The sequence below is a fragment of the Variovorax flavidus genome, assembly GCF_030317145.1.
GTDB lineage: Bacteria > Pseudomonadota > Gammaproteobacteria > Burkholderiales > Burkholderiaceae_C > Variovorax > Variovorax flavidus.
In genome coordinates this window covers 1-15,768 of sequence record NZ_JASZYE010000019.1, presented here as the reverse complement: position 1 = coordinate 15,768, position 15,768 = coordinate 1, and the positions used below count along the sequence as shown (strand labels likewise).

The following is a 15,768-nucleotide window of genomic DNA, read 5'->3' as shown; positions in this document are numbered from 1 at the left end:
ATTCAGCGAGCGGCGGTCCTGCTCGCAGTCAACTCGGAGAGGAAATCCTTGATCGCGCGGCTCATGGCCACGGTGGCCTGCGGGTCGGCGTCGTACCAAATAGTGTGACCCGCGATGGAGTCGATTGCGACGGCACGCGCCTTCGGAATCAGTGCCACTTCATCAGTAATGTTTTTCGGCGGAACGATCTGATCCTGTGGCGCATAGATGTAGAGCGCCCTGGCCTTGATCGAAGCCAGCGCCGCCACTGTGTTGCCGTTAAATCCCGGAGTGTCGCCGAGCCAGAAGTTGTAGAACGATTTGTACAGGTAGTAGAGGTCGCGCGCATCTTGAACGTCCAGGTAGTAGGCCCCGATCGCGACGCGCCAACGCTGATAGGCCTCGGGCGTGTCGAGGTGCTGCTCCCACCATGCAGGTGTATAGAAGTAGAGTGTTTGGACGGAGAGCGCTAGGGTTGCGCAATCCTTGGGGTTCTGGTCATAGTTGCCGCCGTTCCAGCCGGTGCAGGTCTCCAGCATCGAAATCATGACCGGCCAACGGAAGCGGCCCGCGCTGCTGTTGAAGCTGCCGCCGACCAGCGGGATGATGCCGTCCACGAAGTCGGGGTAGCTCACCGCGAGCTGAATGCTGTACGACCCACCCGACGAGATTCCGATCACGGCGAGCAGGTGCGAAATGCCCAGCCCCTCGGTGACTAGCTTGTGCTGTGCGTTCACCATATCGCGTCCACCATATTGTGGGAACGCCATCTTCAAACCGCTGTTGGTCGGACTCGTCGAGTGCTCATAGTCGATCTGCGTGGCCCCGAGCGCGTCGGAGCAGATGATGAAGAACTTGTTGGTGTCGAGGGCCCGCCCCGGCCCGATGTGATGATCGATGTTGTGATGGCTGCCGCCGAATCCATGCAGGAACAAGATGGCGTTGTCTTTCGCGGCGTTGAGATTGCCGTGCGTGACGTAGCTCATCTTCAGGTTCGGGATCACGCTGCCGCTCTCGAGCTTCAGATCCCCGAGATGAGCCATCTGGTGCGGAGGCTGGTCTTCCCAGTGGGCACAGGCTTGGTCCGCCACACCCAGGGCAAGGCCGAACGCTGTGCATAGCCACAGCTTCAACAGCGCCTTCATCACTTCCCTCCTTTTTAAAGTTCGGGACGGGATTGCTGGCAGGCCGATCGAAGGAAGTTACTCCTCAAGGCCAGCGATGTCGAGTGTGATCCGCCATGCCGGGGTGGCGACGAACTCGGAGGAGCCGCTCTAGTCTGGCGCCTATCTTCCGCTGGGCGAGGCACACAATCTGGCTGCCGCGCGCACGACGCTTGCGGAATCGATATGGGAAGAAACGATTCAGCGACCGGCGGCTTTGCTCACAGTCAGATCGGCCAGAAAGGCTTTGATCGCGCGGCTCACCGCCACAGTGGCCTGGGGGTCAGCGTTGTACCAGATTGTGTGACCGGCGTCGGAATCGATAGGGAGGTCGCGTGCGTTCGGAATCATCTTCACCTCGGCAGCAACGTTTTTCGGAGGAATGAACTCATCCTGCAATGCGTGGATGAAGAGTGCTTTGGCCTTGATCGAGCCCAACGCAGCCTGCATGCTCCCGTTGAATCCCGGCGTGTCATTGACCCAACCCTTTTCGAACGACTGCTCTAGATAGTAGAGGTCGCGGGCATCCTGAACGTCGAGATAAAAGGCCCCCATCGCCACACGCCAGCGCTGGTAAGCCTCGGCGGTGTCAATGTGCCGCTCCCACCAATCGCGACTGTAAAAGTAGGGGATCAGCACGGAGATGTAGCTCGTTGCGCAGGCTTTCGGGTTCTCGTCGTAGTTGCCCTCATTCCAGCCGACGCAGGACTCGATAATCGAATTTCTCATCGACCCGCGGAATCTGCCTGTGTTGCCGAAGAAGCTGCCCCCGGAAACGGGAACAATGCCGTCCATGAATTCGGGGTAGCTCACCGCGAGCTGGATGCTGTAAGAGCCGCCGGATGAAATTCCGACCACCGCGAGCAAGCGCGAAATGCCCAACCCCTCGGTGACCAGCATGTACTGCGCCTTCATCATGTCTCGCCCGTTGTACTGCGGGAACTTCATCTTCAACCCGCTGTTGGTTGGACTCGTCGAGTGCTCATAGCCGGTTTGCGTGGCGCCGAGCGCGTCCGAGCAGATGATGAAGAACTTGTCGGTGTCAAGGGCCCGCCCCGGGCCTATGTGATGGTCGAAAAAGTGATGGTTGCCGCCGGTTCCGTGCAGGAACAGGATGGCGTTGTCCTTGGCGGCGTTGAGCTTGCCGTGCGTGACATAGCTCATCTTCAGGTTCGTGATCACGCCACCGCCCTCGAGCTTCAGCTCTCCGAGCTGAGCCATTTGATGCGGAGGCTGGTCTTCCCAATGGGCACGGCTTTGGCCTGCCAGGCAGAGTGCAAGCCCGAAAGCTATGCACGGCCACAGCTTCGACAGCGCCTTCATCGCTTCCCTCCTTTTTTGAGTACGGGACGGGATGGTCGGCAAACCAATCAGGGGAAAGTTACTCCTCCGTGAGACGGATGTCGAGTGTGTTCCGACGTGCCAGGGCGGCGGCAGAGCCGGAGTTGCTCCACGCCCGCGCCCCCTCGGGTCCTCGAATGACAGCTCACCACTGGTCCCGTCGATGGCCTTCGACCCCACTGCACTTATAGCTTGAACGACGGCTTGCAGCCGCGAGATCTGCCGGTTGACAGTCTGCCGGGGGCCCCGAACGCCAGTTCGCTGAATTTCGCAGCGGTCGGTCAACACGATTTCGTTGGCCGCTGCATGCCACCTGCTATGGGAGACCAGGTTCCGAAGGTCACCGGTCGTGCACCGGCAGAGGTGCCAAGGTCAGCCATCAGAAGTCACTGCAGCATGGTCTCGAACCGGGCCGGCGGCCAAAACCAGACACTCACCATCCGATGGCGATCCACGGTGTTCCAAAACTTCTCGGCCCCCGTGTACCCGCGCAACGCGAACACGGACGTCTCCGCTAATACTGCCCGAGGCGGGGGCCCCATCTTGCCATTCGCCAGCGTCCGCGATGCGGCCGTGTCGTTCCTGCGTCAGAATCAGACACTTACGCGCGCAGGACACGTGGTCCACGGGTTCGCGGGCGGTCAGTCCGGGCCAAGCTGAGACGTGAGCGAGAACGCTTGTCGCCTTTGGACGGACACCCTCACAAGTAGTCCGCGGCGTCGAACGGTGCAAATTTTCGCAAGTTCAAGGCTGTCTGTATCCAAATGGGGCGGTCGAGCCAATCGCCTACGGCACCGCCTCCCTCCGTGGCGAGGCCACACCTTTGAGCGACCGCTTCACAGTGGTGCGAATGTCTCGTGTGCGCCCGAAGCGCCTGGTAGCCGACAGGCTACAGTCGGCCAGTGGACGCCACTAAGCTGATAACACAGATGATAAGAGCTTAAGATTTTCGGTCGAGGAGAAGACTTTCGATGCTTCAGATAAGAAAAGCGGTTTCAGGCGATGAGGATGGCCTCTGGGCGATTCTCGAACCGGTCATTCGTGCTGGCGATACATACGATTTTCCGCGGTACACCACGCGCGACGAGGCGCTTCGTGCCTGGTTGGCACCTGCCAACGTCTGCTACGTAGCCCATGACGATGGCGAACTCGTCGGCACCTATGTCTTGCACCCCAATCGCAAAGGGGGCGGTGCGCACGTTTCAAACTGCGGCTACATGACTGCGAGCCATGCCTATGGTCGCGGCGTTGGAAGCGCCATGTGCGCGCATTCGCTTGAAGAGGCACGCACGGCAGGGTACCGTGCGATGCAGTTCAATTTTGTGCTTGCAAGCAACCATAGAGCGGTTGAGCTCTGGCAGCGCATGGGATTCCAGATCGTCGGCCGGATTCCCGAGGCCTTTCTTCATCCAGTGCAGGGGTACACCGACGCGCTTGTGATGTATCAGCGCTTCTAGCAGCCAAGTTCAATGGCTGCTTCGGAGCAAGGCGAGATTCCGCTTCGGGCCGAGGCTGTGTGAAAACTCCATTGACTCGCGTTCGCGAGGGTCCTTGACCCCTTGGAGCATTCGAGAAAACGCTGCCTGAGCCCATCTGAGAGGTCGACTTTCGGACCGCCATCGACTGCATCGCGGTTTCACACAGCCTCGGCCCTAACCGGCTGTACGATTTTCTACGAAGCGGTCACTGGAAAACGGCGTCCGGTGGCAAACCGCGGACGTCTGGAACGACTCCTTAAGAATGCACTTTTCAGCAAGAAAGTCCTCGGACGATTCGAGGCCTTCCACGTCACTCGTTTGAGCACGATGATGGTCGAAAAGCAAACTGATTCTTGCGTTCGTGACCGCCACGATTGGAGTTCCGCTCCTTGTCTACGGCGTGAAAGCGAACCCTCGCAAATGGTTCACTTGCATCGTGCCGAATTTGAGCAAGAGCGTGCGCATCCGATGAAGACTCAGGATTGCTTGCTGTTCCTCCGACTTCACCGCCACCGTGCGCATGCCTGGCTGATGCACGGCAGTCCAGATCGCACACGCATCCGCAGCGTCAGTCTGGGTCGAATGAACTTCGCATGCAGCAAGACAACTTCGTGCCCCATCGTTCTTGCGCGCCCACCAATGCCCGCTGCCGCAGGCTTCCATCGCACGCGCCCTGGCAGTCGAGATGACAAGAACTCGATGAGCTCTCCCCCGTAACCGGCGATTCACGATTTCGCCTGTTTGCGCATCGACCCAATGCAGCTGAAACACGCTCTTTGCAACATCCAGTCCATAGGTCGTAGCATTCATGTCAGGCCTCCAGTTGGAAGTGAGGGGGATGAAATCCCCACTCTGACACGCCGGCCGTTCGGTCGGGCGGTGTCCATGCCATCTCAGCCCATAAGACACATCGGCCGCGTCCCGAAGCGGCCATTCGGTGATGCCGGTTTGAACCAAAACGCTCAGGGCGGCACGGCAGGGCTGTTCAGGTCGGCGCCCATGAGTCTGATCGGCCGTTGATGAAAATGACTGCCGCGGCTCGCGCTGCGATGTGATCTTCATGACATCACTTTTGATCGCTTGCATGGTAGGTACTCCATCAGGTTCGATGAGCGGCACTCTAGGTCGCCCACTCCCCTGAGAAGCTGGCAATCCTTGCACGCAGGTTCCGAGGCCGGCGAACCGTCTCCTCGACTTCATCGTCCACGTTCCTGAACGCTTTGTTCCGTAAAGATCCGCACACAACCTCAGCGCGATGGCCTATCTTTTCGCTTCAGATCCGCCTCGAATCCACAACCCATGAGCCACACCCGTCCGTCGCGCTTTGCAGCCCTGCGCGCCCCCAGCCTTCGCGAGGCGCTCGGCGCGCTCGCGACTCGACGCACAACGACCGTCGGGTTGATCGCTCAGGCGCTCGAATCGGCCGAAGCGTGCAAGCGGAGCGTCAACGCCTTCTCGGTCATCGACTGGGATCGCGCCCTGAAGGCGGCGGCAGACAGCGATCTTCGCTATGCAGAAGGCAGGCCACGCGCGCTCGAAGGGCTGCCCATCGGCATCAAGGATCTGATCGACACGAAGGATGTCGAGACCCGCTACGGTTCGGCGGCCTATCTGGGTAACGTCCCTAGCACCGATGCGGAAGTCGTAAGGCAGCTTCTGGCGCAGGGCGCCATTCCCATTGGCAAGACCACGACGCATGAGTTTGCGTGGGGCGTCACCACGGCCAGTACTGTCTATGGAGACACGCTCAATCCGCTCGACCGTACGCGTTCCCCCGGTGGGTCGAGCGGCGGAGCGGCAGCTGCCATCGCCTACGGTTCTGTCGCGGCCGGCCTGGGCACGGATACGGGCGGGTCCGTCCGGATTCCAGCTGCGCTGTGCGGGGTCGTCGGGTTCAAGCCGACGTTCGACACTCTCTCTACGCGCGGCGTGTTTCCGTTGGCCCCGACCCTGGACCATCCCGGCGTCCTCGGGATGAGCGTCGACGATGTCGTAATCCTCGCGCAAGCGTTTCAAATCGAAGTTCCCGACGACGATGCATGGATCTCCGCGCGGTTGGGAGTCCTGCGAGAAATCCCGCCCATTCCCTTGAGCCTCGACATCGCATCCACTTTCGACGATGCGATGAACTGCCTCGCTGAGGTGTTTGCGTGCGCGAAGGTCAGCCCGCCGGGTCTTTTCGATGACGTCTATGGCGCGTTTGCCAGCATCGTCCTGATCGAGGGAACGATCGAACACTTCAGGCGGAACGACTGGGATCGCATCGTCAGCCACTACGGTTCGGAGACCGTCGAGAGGCTGGAACGCGCGAAGACCGTGAACCTTCGCGACTACGCGTGGGCCCAGCAGGCACGGCGACGCTTTGCGGCGAACCTGCACGAACTCATGTCGACGATCGACTACCTCGTCCTGCCGACCTGCCCTTGCACGGCGCCGCTGATTGGCGCGCACTCTACAACGATCGGCGGGTGGTCCGGCAGCGTCCGTGAAGCCTTGATGACCTACACGGCGCCATTCAACGTCGCCGGATTTCCGGCGATCTCGATTCCCCTGGGGTGGTCGGGCACCGCCCTTCCCGCGTCGCTGCAGATCGTCGCCAGGCCGGGCCAGGACGGGGCCCTGTTGCAGATGGCGCAGCAGATGGAGTTGATCCTTCGCGCAGCACCTCGAATGAACTGACACCCAAGCAATCCAGAGGAGAGCCACGATGAGCGGTACCCCCACCAATGTCGTCGAGAGCCGCGTTTCCGCCGGTTCGACGAGAGCAGCTTTGTGACGGGCATTGACTTGCGCGTCGATGGCGGCATTGCCATCACATAAGTTCAGACGTCGTGCCCATACTGGTCAGGCTCAGTGCGTGTTGACTTCAGCGCACTAACCCGTGACTCGCAACACCCGGGCCAGGCTGGCGCCGAGGTCGCGCGCCGAAAGCGGCTTCTGCAAAACTTCGTCGGCGCCGATCTCTTCACCCAGCGATTCGGCAGCACCGCTTTCGCGCGCCTTTCCTGCCCTCGCTCCCAGATACCCGCTCATCAGCACGATGGGGATGGACTCGCGTATCCCTCGCACTTCGCGAATCAGCGCCGATCCCGACATTTCCGGCATGCGCTCATCCGTCATCAGGGCATCGAAGCGCTCGGGGTGTTCCCGGAATGCCGCGAGCGCAGCCGCACTCGAAGTAAAGCCGATGGGCACATAGCCCAGATCCGCAAGAGTACGGGTCGCAAGATCCACCAACGGCTCCTCGTCGTCGACGATCAGCACACGCTGACCATCGCCGCGCGGCGGGGCCGACTCCTGTTGATCGTTCGGCTCTGCCGCGTCACCGGAACGCGGAAGGTAGACAACGAAGGTGCTGCCGGCGCCGAGGGAACTCGCCACGTCGATGGCACCGCCGAGCTCGGTGACGATGCCATGCACTAGGGAAAGGCCCAGACCGGTACCGGTGCCGACCTCCTTGGTGGTGAAGAAGGGATCGAAAATGCGATCGATGATCTCCGGCGCGATGCCGGCACCGCTATCTGCGACCGTGAGTACGACATATTCGCCGGGCCGACGTGCGCCGATCGTCCCGGCTCGTCGAGCCTCGACGCGCTCGATGGCGAGCTCGACGCGCAGCCTTCCGCCGGCCGGCATTGCCTGGATGGAATTGGTCGCAAGATTGGCCACGACCTGATGTACCTGAGTCGCGTCGCCGAGTACCGCGGCGGCCCCCGCCTGCAGCTTGGCGTGCACCGTCACGGTCGCAGGCAACTTCGCCGAGACCAGGTCAAGCACCTCGCGTACCACCCCCTCTACGTGGACCGGCACACGTTCGCCGACCGCGCTGCGACTGAAAGCCAGCAAGCGCTCGACTAGTGCGCGTCCGCGCTCGCCGGCGACCATGATGCTGTCAAGGTCGCGCGCGAGGCGACTTTCCGTGGGCGCATCACGCAATGCCATCTCGCCATAGCCGAGAATCGCGCCGAGGATATTGTTGAAGTCGTGCGCGATTCCGCCCGCGAGTGTCCCTATCGACTCGAGGCGTTGCGCCCGGCGCAGCTTGCGCTCCATGGTCCTCAAGCCCTCCTCCGCGAGCTTGCGCGCCGTGATGTCGGTAGCCGATCCGGTCCACCGTGCGACCGTGCCCGCGTCGTCGCGCTTGCAGATGGCCTGAAGGTTGTGCCAGCGAGGCTCCCCATTGACTAGGTAGCGCACTTCCATGGCAATTCGCTCGCCCGTTCCGGCAAACAACGCCTGCCGCGCGGTCTCCCATTTCACGAAGTCCTCCGGGTGCATGTTGATTCGCGCTCTGTAGTCATCCCTGTCGGCCCAGGTCGTGCCTGCCGGAAACCCGGCAAGTTCAAAGGCTCTCGGCGATGCAAAATACGTGTCGGTAGGGATGTGCCAATCCCAGTATCCCGATTCGCTCGCGGCCATGGCGAGTTCGTAACGCTGCTCGGACTCCCGCAACGCCTCTTCGGCGCGCTTGCGCTCGGTGATGTCTCGTACCGTGCCGGTCCAGCGTACGACCGCGCCGGAACGACCGCGCGCCGCCATGCCGGCCAGTTGCACCCAGCGCGTCGTTCCGTCCCGGATGAAGCGGGCCTCGACTCCAAAGCGCGCCTCCTTGCCGGCAAAGTGCTCGGCAAACGCACGAAGCAATGACGCACGATCCTCGGGATGGAACGGAATTTGTGCGATGAACTCATCGCGGCCGGTGAAACGTGCGCCCGGCGCGAGGCCATAGATCTCCAACAAACGTGGCGAGGCATAGATGGCGTCCTTGGCGACGATCCAGTCCCAGAAGCCATCGTCGCTGGCTTCCATGGCGCGCACGTAGCGCTGCTGATCGCGCAGCGCTCTGGCACGTCGAGCGCTCATCCAGCCTATGACAAGTCCCGCGACTGAGAACGTGACGAAGCGGGGCAGATCGAGAAAGCCGCCAATTAGCGGATAAGGCACCTCGATCAACTGGGGCAGCGTGAGTGTAGCCGCCAGTGCAGCCACGAGTCCGGGTCCCGCGCCGCCGAACCACGCCGCGGCCAGCACGGCAAACACGAACAGGCCCGCGAGGCTGAGAGTCGGGCCGGCGGGTGAGAGGTGCACCAGCACCGCAATCGCGATGCAGGCGGGGGCAAGCGCGTACCGCACAGCGACCGAATGCGTCGCTCGCTCATCGAGCAAGGCGGCTCCAGCCGACAACACCTTCTTTCGGGTAAATGGATTGGAACGCACCCTTCTTGCTCCGAGGCTGCGCGGCGGATACCGCGCATGAAGCGTCCCAACAGGACGAATATCGCGACAGCATACACGGCCCCGGAGCTCCCAATTGTTACACTTCCGATCCGCTGAGCGGCGAGGTTACGGCCTGATCCGTGCATCGCGAGAACGTGGCCGATCCGGCCCGACACAAGCGCACTGACGAGGAAGGAAGAAAATATGGAATTGCCCGCGCCGGGCGTAGCGCCACATGTTCTCGTGGTCGACGACGACCCGTCGATACGGCAGATGCTGGTGGATTTTCTCGGTGACTACGACTTCAAGGTCAGCGCTGTGGCATCTGGTGCGGCAATGAGGGAGGCACTGAATCTCAGCGCCGTGGACTTGCTGGTTCTCGATGTCCGCCTCCCTGACGAGGACGGCATCCAGATCGCCCGCCGTTTGCGCGAGCAGTCCGACTTGGCCATCATCGTCATCACTGGCAGGCGTGACGAGGCCGACCGTGTGATGGCGCTCGAGCTTGGCGCCGACGATTACCTGACGAAGCCCTTCTCGCCGCGTGAGCTGTTGGCCCGCGTCCGCGCGCTGCTGCGCCGATCGAAGATGCGGGAGGTTGCAAGCCGCCGCGAGTCCGGAGTCCGCGCCTACCGCTTTTCCGGGTGGGAACTTAACGTAGGATTGCGCAGGCTGTCTTCTCCGGAAGGGGAGGTCGTTGGGCTGTCCAACGGCGAATACAACCTCCTCGTCGCCTTTCTAGGTGCGCCGCAGCGCGTGTTGACGCGCGCCCAACTGCTTGAGCTCTCACGCCTTCATGACGACGAGGTCTATGACCGCTCCATCGACGTGAAGGTCGGTCGCCTCCGTCGCAAGCTGGAGTCCGACGCCCGGCCACCCATCATCCGTACCGACCGCGGCGCCGGCTACATCTTCATTCCGACGGTCGAGATCGTGCGTTGACTCAAATCGCTCAACCGCCGCCCAGACACCGAGCAACCGCCGTAAGTAGTTCCTTGCACGTGAATGGCTTCGGCAGCATTCTGGCGACGCCGAATCGCCGCGCTGCGTCCTCAGACGCAGCGACATCTCGCCTGAACCGGCCCGATATGGCAAGGATTGGAACGCCGCCGTGGCGGACGCTGAGCGCCCGCAGCGCGACAGCGGCCTGCGCAGGGTTCGGAACATCCGCGATCACGAGCGCGACGCCCCTTGGCGTGGAATCGTCCGTCTCAACCAGATAGTCCGCTTCGGTCAGCCAGCGCACAAGCAGTTCGCGGATAAGGTCATCCGTTTCGACGATCAAAAGCCGTCTGTTTCTATCTGGAGTTTTTTCGGTGGTCATGGCGGGAAGGCCGCTCCGACGCGCTTCGTCAAATTGAGTAAGGCCATTGCACCGCCAGAGGTGCACCGTAATGTGTCTGCGGGGTCATGTTGTGTGTCAACCGACACAAATGCATGCAGCAGCTCCTGCATGACATCCTCCACGACGCTCCAATATGACACTTGAGAAGTGCCATTGCGATGCCGACATCGTGCGACCACGTCCCGAGAAGACATTGAATCCCCTCGATCTGCAGGAGCGAAACATGGAATTCAATACGAGCATCCGGGACGCGCGCCGCACGGTGCCAGCATCGCCATCGATGCCTCTTCAAATCAGGGGGACGATTTCATGACGTGCGTCTCGGCCTCCTCTGCAACCGCCCCGACCCCTCTGCGCGCAGACCCCTTGGCCTCGAGTTTTGCCACGAGTTACGCGGGGGTCGTCGCTTTCATCGCCGTGGTCACCGAAGGCAGCTTCGCGCGGGCCGCCGAGCGCCTGGGCATCGGCCGCTCTGCGGTAAGCCGCAGCGTTCAAAGGCTCGAAGATCAGCTGAACGTGCGCCTGATCCTTCGGACCACGCGCAGTACCAGTCTGACCCGCGAAGGTGACCTCTTCTTCGCCAACTGCCACGCCGGGGTCGATCGAATCGTCCGGTCCATTGAGGAAATGCGGGATCTACGTGAGGGTCCTCCCCGCGGTCATCTTCGGATCAGTTCGCCGATTGGCTTCGGGCGGAGAGTGGTCGCCCCCTTGCTCGGCGAGTTTCGGGCAACCTATCCGGACGTGACGATCGACCTGCTCCTGGACGACAAGCCGGCCGACTTTATCTCCGACCGCGTGGACATCGCATTTCGCAATGGACGGCTGGAGGACGACCGGACCATTGCGAAGCAGATCATCCCGATGCAGATATTGGTCTGCGCCTCGCCCGAGTACCGGGACGCCCACGGATTGCCCGACAGCGTGAGTGACTTGGCCCATCACCAATGCATCAACTTCCGCTATGGGGCGGGCCGGATCCACGAATGGGAGTTCAAGGTGGACGGCCAGGTCCGGAAGTTCCAGCCACAGGCGAAGATCACCTACAACGACCCCAGCCTGGTGCTGCAGGACGTGCTCGACGGGCACGGCATCGCACAGATGGCGGGCTACCTGGCCAGCGATGGACTCCGCTCCGGCGCACTCGTTCCGTGCCTCGCGCGGTATGCACCTGAAGACCGCGGCCACTACATCTGCTACTTGAGCCGGCAGCACCTGCCTTCACGCATGCGCGTCTTCATCGACCTCATGACAACTAGGATCCGAGCGTGCAACCATCAGTGCGTGACAGACCATAGGAACCTGAACGCCCCGGCTCAATCGATACGGCTGGCCGGCAGCACGAGGGTCATGAGCACCCTGGTCTCTTCCAGCGTATGAAGGCCATGCAGCAAGCGGCCAGCGAGGTACATGATTCGCCCGGCCTCCAGCAGCTTCAAGTTGCCGTCTACGTGCACCTCCACCCTTCCGCGCATGCACTGCAAGGTCATCGATGTCGAGACGGCGTGCGCCGGCACCCTGCCTTCCGGCAGGAAGCACCAGCCACATGATCTCGACGTCGCGAGCCTTCAAGAGTGCACAGGTTTCTTCGGCGTGCATGTCGAGAGCGTCGAGATTCACGACCTGACCGGATGATGCGTGGGTGATCGCCATATGGTGCTGACCTCTTCGCAGCCGTTCGGTCAAGCCTCATCTGGCTCGACGTCCGGCGAGCGGCCGTATCGAACGCAGTCGATGGCCTGCCCGTTCTTGAAAACGAACTCGGCGAACTCCTTGTGGTGTCCGTAGAACAGGTTACGCGCAACGCCGTGGGCGATCCGATGGGGTTCTTGCGCCGCCGCAGAGGGTAGCAGCGCGTCGGTGTGCTAGTGCCATAGCGCGAGCCAGCGGGCAAAGTAGGCCTCCGAAATCGTCTCCAACGCCATGTGCTTCCTGCAGAATTGCCGGCGAAGCACTTGCTGGCCAAGAGCACGGTGCTCCAGAAATCCGCCATCCGCTCAACGTGCGCATCCCACGTCGATCTCCTGGAACGTCGTCAGTTGCATGCGCTCGTTCTCTGCCGCCGCCAGCGCCTTCTGGATCCAGCCTTCATCATCGATCAGCCAGCGCAGGCACTTCAGGTGGATCAACATGCCGCGCCCACCATGCCAGGCACTCTAGCAACGATATCCAACACGGTCGCGCGGCTTCCATAGCTTTGCGAAGAAGGTGTCGGCCAAGAGCCGAAGCGTCAGCGTAATGCCCAGTGCCAGGCCAAAATGCGATGAGGCTTGTGATGCTTGTAGCTTTCGGATGGAGCGCTGTGCAGCGTGTTCATGGACGACCTTCTGGAATCGAAGTTGGGCGTCTGCTTCGTACGTTTTTGGATGCCCGTGCGCCAGGCGTCTCGTATCGTCTTTGCTCAGGAAGCGACCCACTGAAGCAAATGCGAGAAGGTGTCGATCTTTGTCGGAAGGTCGATCTGTCTCACCTCGGTGTTTCCCGGAAGGCATCGACACGAAGCACCGATCTCCAAATGCCGTGACAACAGCCCGAATCTGTTGTCGGGATTCGGTTAAATTGGCAAGAGATCGACTGAACACAATGCATAGCACTCGACTCCCGTTCCCAAGACTTGTTGGACTGCGGCCATGACCCTTTGCCTACGTCGTCGTCATGTCCTGGGCATCGCGGGCGGCGCTTTGCTAGGTGCCGGCGTGCGCGCCGGCACCTTTCCTGGCAGGCCGCTGAGCATGATCGTCCCCTACCCTGCAGGAGGCCCCGCTGATGCGCAGGCGCGGCAGCTTGAACGGCCAATGCGCGAGGCGTTGGGCCAACCGCTCGTGGTGGACAACGTGGGTGGTGCCAGCGGGTCCATCGGCATTCACAAGCTTTTGTCGGCGCCACCAGACGGCTACACGATGCTTCTCGGCACTCCCAGCGAGGTGATCCTCGCGCCGCTTGCCCTGTCGGCCGTCAAGCACACGCCCGAGCAGCTTCGCCTCATTGGCGTGACAGGCCACTCGCCCATGATTCTGGTCGGCGCTCAGCACCTCGGACTGCAATCCCTGGAACAGCTCGCGGCGCGCGCGCGCGATACCCAAAGGCCAAGCCTGACTTACGGCAGCATCGGTCCCGGCTCCCTCCATCACTTGATATTGGAAGACCTAGCATCGCGATGGGGAGTCGTCATGACGCACATTCCCTACAAGGGCGTCGCTCCCATGGTGCAGGATCTCATGGGCGGTCACCTCGATTTGTCGATCCTGCCGTCTGCTGGCAACGTGGTCGACCTGATCACCCAAGGCAAGCTGCGCGCATACGCCGTTGCCGATACTCAGCGTCTACAACAGCTGGCCCGGGTCCCGACCTTCGCCGAAGCGGCGGACGGGGGCTTCCACGACTTCACCTACGAGATATGGGGCGGCATGTTCGTGGATCGAAGGATTCAGCTTGAAGTCGCGCTGCGCCTTAACGCGGCGCTGAACGCCGCCCTGACGGACGTGGAATTTCAACAAACGCAGTTGGCGGCCGGCTCCGTTCCGGGAGTGGCGATGAGTCTAAGAGACGCCGAACGTGTTCTTACGGAACAGACCGCGCGCTTCCGGAGCATTGCCCAGAAGATCAACCTTCGGCCTCAATAAGGCGAGGTGCAAGACGCCTCGGGTCCGTGCCAAGCGAACGGACGCCAGTCGGTACACACTTCCCTTAGAAACGACCGTGTCGGGAAACAGCGCCCTGAGAGGCGGCTAGAAGGGTAACCGTGTGGCACAGCCGCACGCAGTTGATCCCTCTGTAACTTCTGTATGTCCACGCGGGGCACTACTCATTGTTCATTGCGCCCCCTAGATTCAGGGACTCGTCTGAATCCAAGGAATACCTGATGAACAAGCTGCCCGGAATGAATTCGCCGTCGTCACTGACGGCAACGGTGTCAGCGCCCTCGTGCAGCGAGGATCTTCATCGCCGAAGGCGCCAGAGTGCCTTGAGCACTGCCATGTTTGACGGGTCAAGATACGGCACGTCTCGTATCGAATGTCGAGCAATCCCTTGCCGTCCAGCCTGCTTCTTCAAAGCGCGTGCCGAGTTCCCCTCAAGCACCTGGCCGTTCCCAAGCGCCCGCCGGCCGCCCGCGGAGCGACGACGCCACGCGGGCGGTGCGTGCAGCCGCCTTGGCGCTGCCCAATGAAAAGGGCACCCAGTTCGCCACGGTCGAACGCATTGCCGCCCACAGCGGCGTGGCGAAAAACCTCGATCTTGCGCCGGGGGCCCAACGCGGCCGGCATCGCGATGGACGCCTTTCTGGCCGACGTCGGTCCCAAGATCCGCTACCGCCGAAAGTCCTCTGTACAAGAGACCTTCGCCGACTCTGTTTGGCAGTTGGTTGCGTCACTCGCGGGCCCGCGTGGCGCCCTGCTGCGCCACGTCCTCGGTGCGGCACATTCGGACACGCAGTTGCAACGGGCGTGCCAAGAGCGCGCCCCGCAGGGCGCACACCCTCGCCGTCATCGCGCAGGCGAACGCCGATGGCGAGTTGTCGGCGTGCATCGACTCCGATGTGCTGGGAGACGCCATCTATGGCGCCGTGTACTACCGGCTGATGACTCCAGATAGTGACCTCTCGGCGGCATACGTTGAAACGATGGTGCGTCAGGTCTTCGAGGGTGTGATGGGCGGCCGCTCCGCGTGATCCGCGGGAAAGGCTCGCATGTGGCAGACGCTCTGCCACTCCGATGAAGGAAGAAGAACCATGAATGCCTTCGCAAATGCGGGCGACGCTCCGACACCTGTCTCGCTCCATGGACCGGGGAACGTCGCCATCAACGCTGCCGTATCTCGTGCCCAGAGCGTTTCCTTCGGGCCGTTTCGCCTCGATCCCGCCGCGCGGCGCGTCGAGAAGGACGGCGTCCGGTTCCCGCTCAGCAGCCGCGCGCTCGACATCCTGATCGTGCTCGTCGAACATGCCGGCGAGATCGTCAGCCACAGGGACCTGAATGCACGCGTGTGGCGCAACCTGGAGGTGGGACCAGGCAGCCTGCGCACGCACATCGCCGGCCTGCGCAAGGCACTGGGCGACGGCGAAGGCGGCGCTCGGTACATCGCGAACGTCGCGGGCCAGGGCTATTGCTTCGTGGCACCGATAGTTCGCTCGAATCCATCCGAACCTGCGCCCTCGCCTGCTCGTGCCGACGCCCATGACGGCGCCGCCTTCAGGATGCGTGCGCTGCCACCGCTGCTCGCCCGGATGGTCGGGCGCGACGAGGCG

Annotated in this window: 12 protein-coding genes and 1 pseudogene; 7 read left to right on the top strand and 6 right to left on the bottom strand. The window is 62.0% G+C overall.

Going from position 1 to position 15,768, the window contains the following annotated elements:
* Window positions 1-2: 2 nt before the first annotated feature.
* Window positions 3-1,124 carry an alpha/beta fold hydrolase gene (locus QTH90_RS31050; RefSeq protein WP_286668444.1) on the bottom strand — a complete coding sequence of 374 codons (1,122 nt, stop codon included), beginning with the start codon at window positions 1,122-1,124 and terminating at the stop codon, window positions 3-5.
* A gap of 219 nt (window positions 1,125-1,343) precedes the next feature.
* Window positions 1,344-2,465 carry an alpha/beta fold hydrolase gene (locus QTH90_RS31045; protein WP_286668443.1) on the bottom strand — a complete coding sequence of 374 codons (1,122 nt, stop codon included), beginning with the start codon at window positions 2,463-2,465 and terminating at the stop codon, window positions 1,344-1,346.
* Window positions 2,466-3,454: 989 nt separating this feature from the next.
* Between QTH90_RS31045 and QTH90_RS31040 the strand changes: the two genes are divergently transcribed.
* Window positions 3,455-3,940, top strand: a complete 486-nt coding sequence (locus QTH90_RS31040; protein ID WP_286668442.1) for a GNAT family N-acetyltransferase — start codon at window positions 3,455-3,457, stop codon at window positions 3,938-3,940.
* Window positions 3,941-4,363: 423 nt separating this feature from the next.
* Here the strand turns inward: QTH90_RS31040 and QTH90_RS31035 are convergent.
* Window positions 4,364-4,771, bottom strand: a pseudogene (locus QTH90_RS31035) (transposase); the annotation flags it as partial.
* Window positions 4,772-5,260: 489 nt separating this feature from the next.
* Here QTH90_RS31035 and QTH90_RS31030 point away from each other — a divergent pair.
* Complete coding sequence (locus QTH90_RS31030) at window positions 5,261-6,640, top strand: amidase (RefSeq protein ID WP_286668441.1); 1,380 nt, start codon at window positions 5,261-5,263, stop codon at window positions 6,638-6,640.
* 195 nt (window positions 6,641-6,835) lie between these two features.
* On the opposite strand, the gene QTH90_RS31025 is transcribed toward QTH90_RS31030, so the two are convergent.
* Complete coding sequence (locus QTH90_RS31025; protein ID WP_286668440.1) at window positions 6,836-9,127, bottom strand: ATP-binding protein; 2,292 nt, start codon at window positions 9,125-9,127, stop codon at window positions 6,836-6,838.
* A 255-nt stretch (window positions 9,128-9,382) separates the two neighbouring features.
* On the opposite strand from QTH90_RS31025, the gene QTH90_RS31020 reads away from it, so the two are divergent.
* Entirely contained in the window at window positions 9,383-10,120 is a 738-nt protein-coding gene (locus QTH90_RS31020; RefSeq protein WP_286668439.1) for a response regulator, read from the top strand.
* 10 nt (window positions 10,121-10,130) lie between these two features.
* On the opposite strand, the gene QTH90_RS31015 is transcribed toward QTH90_RS31020, so the two are convergent.
* Window positions 10,131-10,502 (bottom strand): response regulator, encoded by a 372-nt coding sequence (locus QTH90_RS31015; RefSeq protein ID WP_286668438.1) that lies wholly within the window; start codon window positions 10,500-10,502, stop codon window positions 10,131-10,133.
* 330 nt (window positions 10,503-10,832) lie between these two features.
* Here QTH90_RS31015 and QTH90_RS31010 point away from each other — a divergent pair, with 330 nt between their 5' ends.
* Window positions 10,833-11,903 carry a LysR family transcriptional regulator gene (locus tag QTH90_RS31010; RefSeq protein ID WP_286668437.1) on the top strand — a complete coding sequence of 357 codons (1,071 nt, stop codon included), beginning with the start codon at window positions 10,833-10,835 and terminating at the stop codon, window positions 11,901-11,903.
* 617 nt (window positions 11,904-12,520) lie between these two features.
* Here the strand turns inward: QTH90_RS31010 and QTH90_RS31005 are convergent.
* The gene (locus QTH90_RS31005; RefSeq protein ID WP_286668436.1) at window positions 12,521-12,655 is read right to left on the bottom strand and encodes an alternative oxidase; all 135 of its coding nucleotides are present in this window, start codon (window positions 12,653-12,655) and stop codon (window positions 12,521-12,523) included.
* 498 nt (window positions 12,656-13,153) lie between these two features.
* On the opposite strand from QTH90_RS31005, the gene QTH90_RS31000 reads away from it, so the two are divergent.
* From QTH90_RS31000 to QTH90_RS30990, 3 genes are all read left to right on the top strand, one after another.
* A complete protein-coding gene (locus QTH90_RS31000) occupies window positions 13,154-14,146 on the top strand; it encodes a Bug family tripartite tricarboxylate transporter substrate binding protein (protein ID WP_286668435.1) in 993 nt (330 codons plus the stop codon).
* A 761-nt stretch (window positions 14,147-14,907) separates the two neighbouring features.
* On the top strand, window positions 14,908-15,192 hold the full coding sequence (locus QTH90_RS30995) for a TetR-like C-terminal domain-containing protein (protein WP_286668434.1): 285 nt from the start codon (window positions 14,908-14,910) through the stop codon (window positions 15,190-15,192).
* A 60-nt stretch (window positions 15,193-15,252) separates the two neighbouring features.
* Window positions 15,253-15,768: winged helix-turn-helix domain-containing protein (locus QTH90_RS30990; RefSeq protein ID WP_286668433.1), on the top strand; the 516-nt coding region annotated here is incomplete at its 3' end.

What these genes read in the sequence shown, in the direction of transcription:
- QTH90_RS31005 (WP_286668436.1), bottom strand. Translation starts at nt 12,655, where the DNA reads ATGTTGATCCACCTGAAGTGCCTGCGCTGGCTGATCGATGATGAAGGC.
- QTH90_RS31045 (WP_286668443.1), bottom strand. Translation starts at nt 2,465, where the DNA reads ATGAAGGCGCTGTCGAAGCTGTGGCCGTGCATAGCTTTCGGGCTTGCA.
- QTH90_RS31050 (WP_286668444.1), bottom strand. Translation starts at nt 1,124, where the DNA reads ATGAAGGCGCTGTTGAAGCTGTGGCTATGCACAGCGTTCGGCCTTGCC.
- QTH90_RS31020 (WP_286668439.1), top strand. Translation starts at nt 9,383, where the DNA reads ATGGAATTGCCCGCGCCGGGCGTAGCGCCACATGTTCTCGTGGTCGAC.
- QTH90_RS31030 (WP_286668441.1), top strand. Translation starts at nt 5,261, where the DNA reads ATGAGCCACACCCGTCCGTCGCGCTTTGCAGCCCTGCGCGCCCCCAGC.
- QTH90_RS31040 (WP_286668442.1), top strand. Translation starts at nt 3,455, where the DNA reads ATGCTTCAGATAAGAAAAGCGGTTTCAGGCGATGAGGATGGCCTCTGG.
- QTH90_RS31000 (WP_286668435.1), top strand. Translation starts at nt 13,154, where the DNA reads ATGACCCTTTGCCTACGTCGTCGTCATGTCCTGGGCATCGCGGGCGGC.
- QTH90_RS31015 (WP_286668438.1), bottom strand. Translation starts at nt 10,502, where the DNA reads ATGACCACCGAAAAAACTCCAGATAGAAACAGACGGCTTTTGATCGTC.
- QTH90_RS31010 (WP_286668437.1), top strand. Translation starts at nt 10,833, where the DNA reads ATGACGTGCGTCTCGGCCTCCTCTGCAACCGCCCCGACCCCTCTGCGC.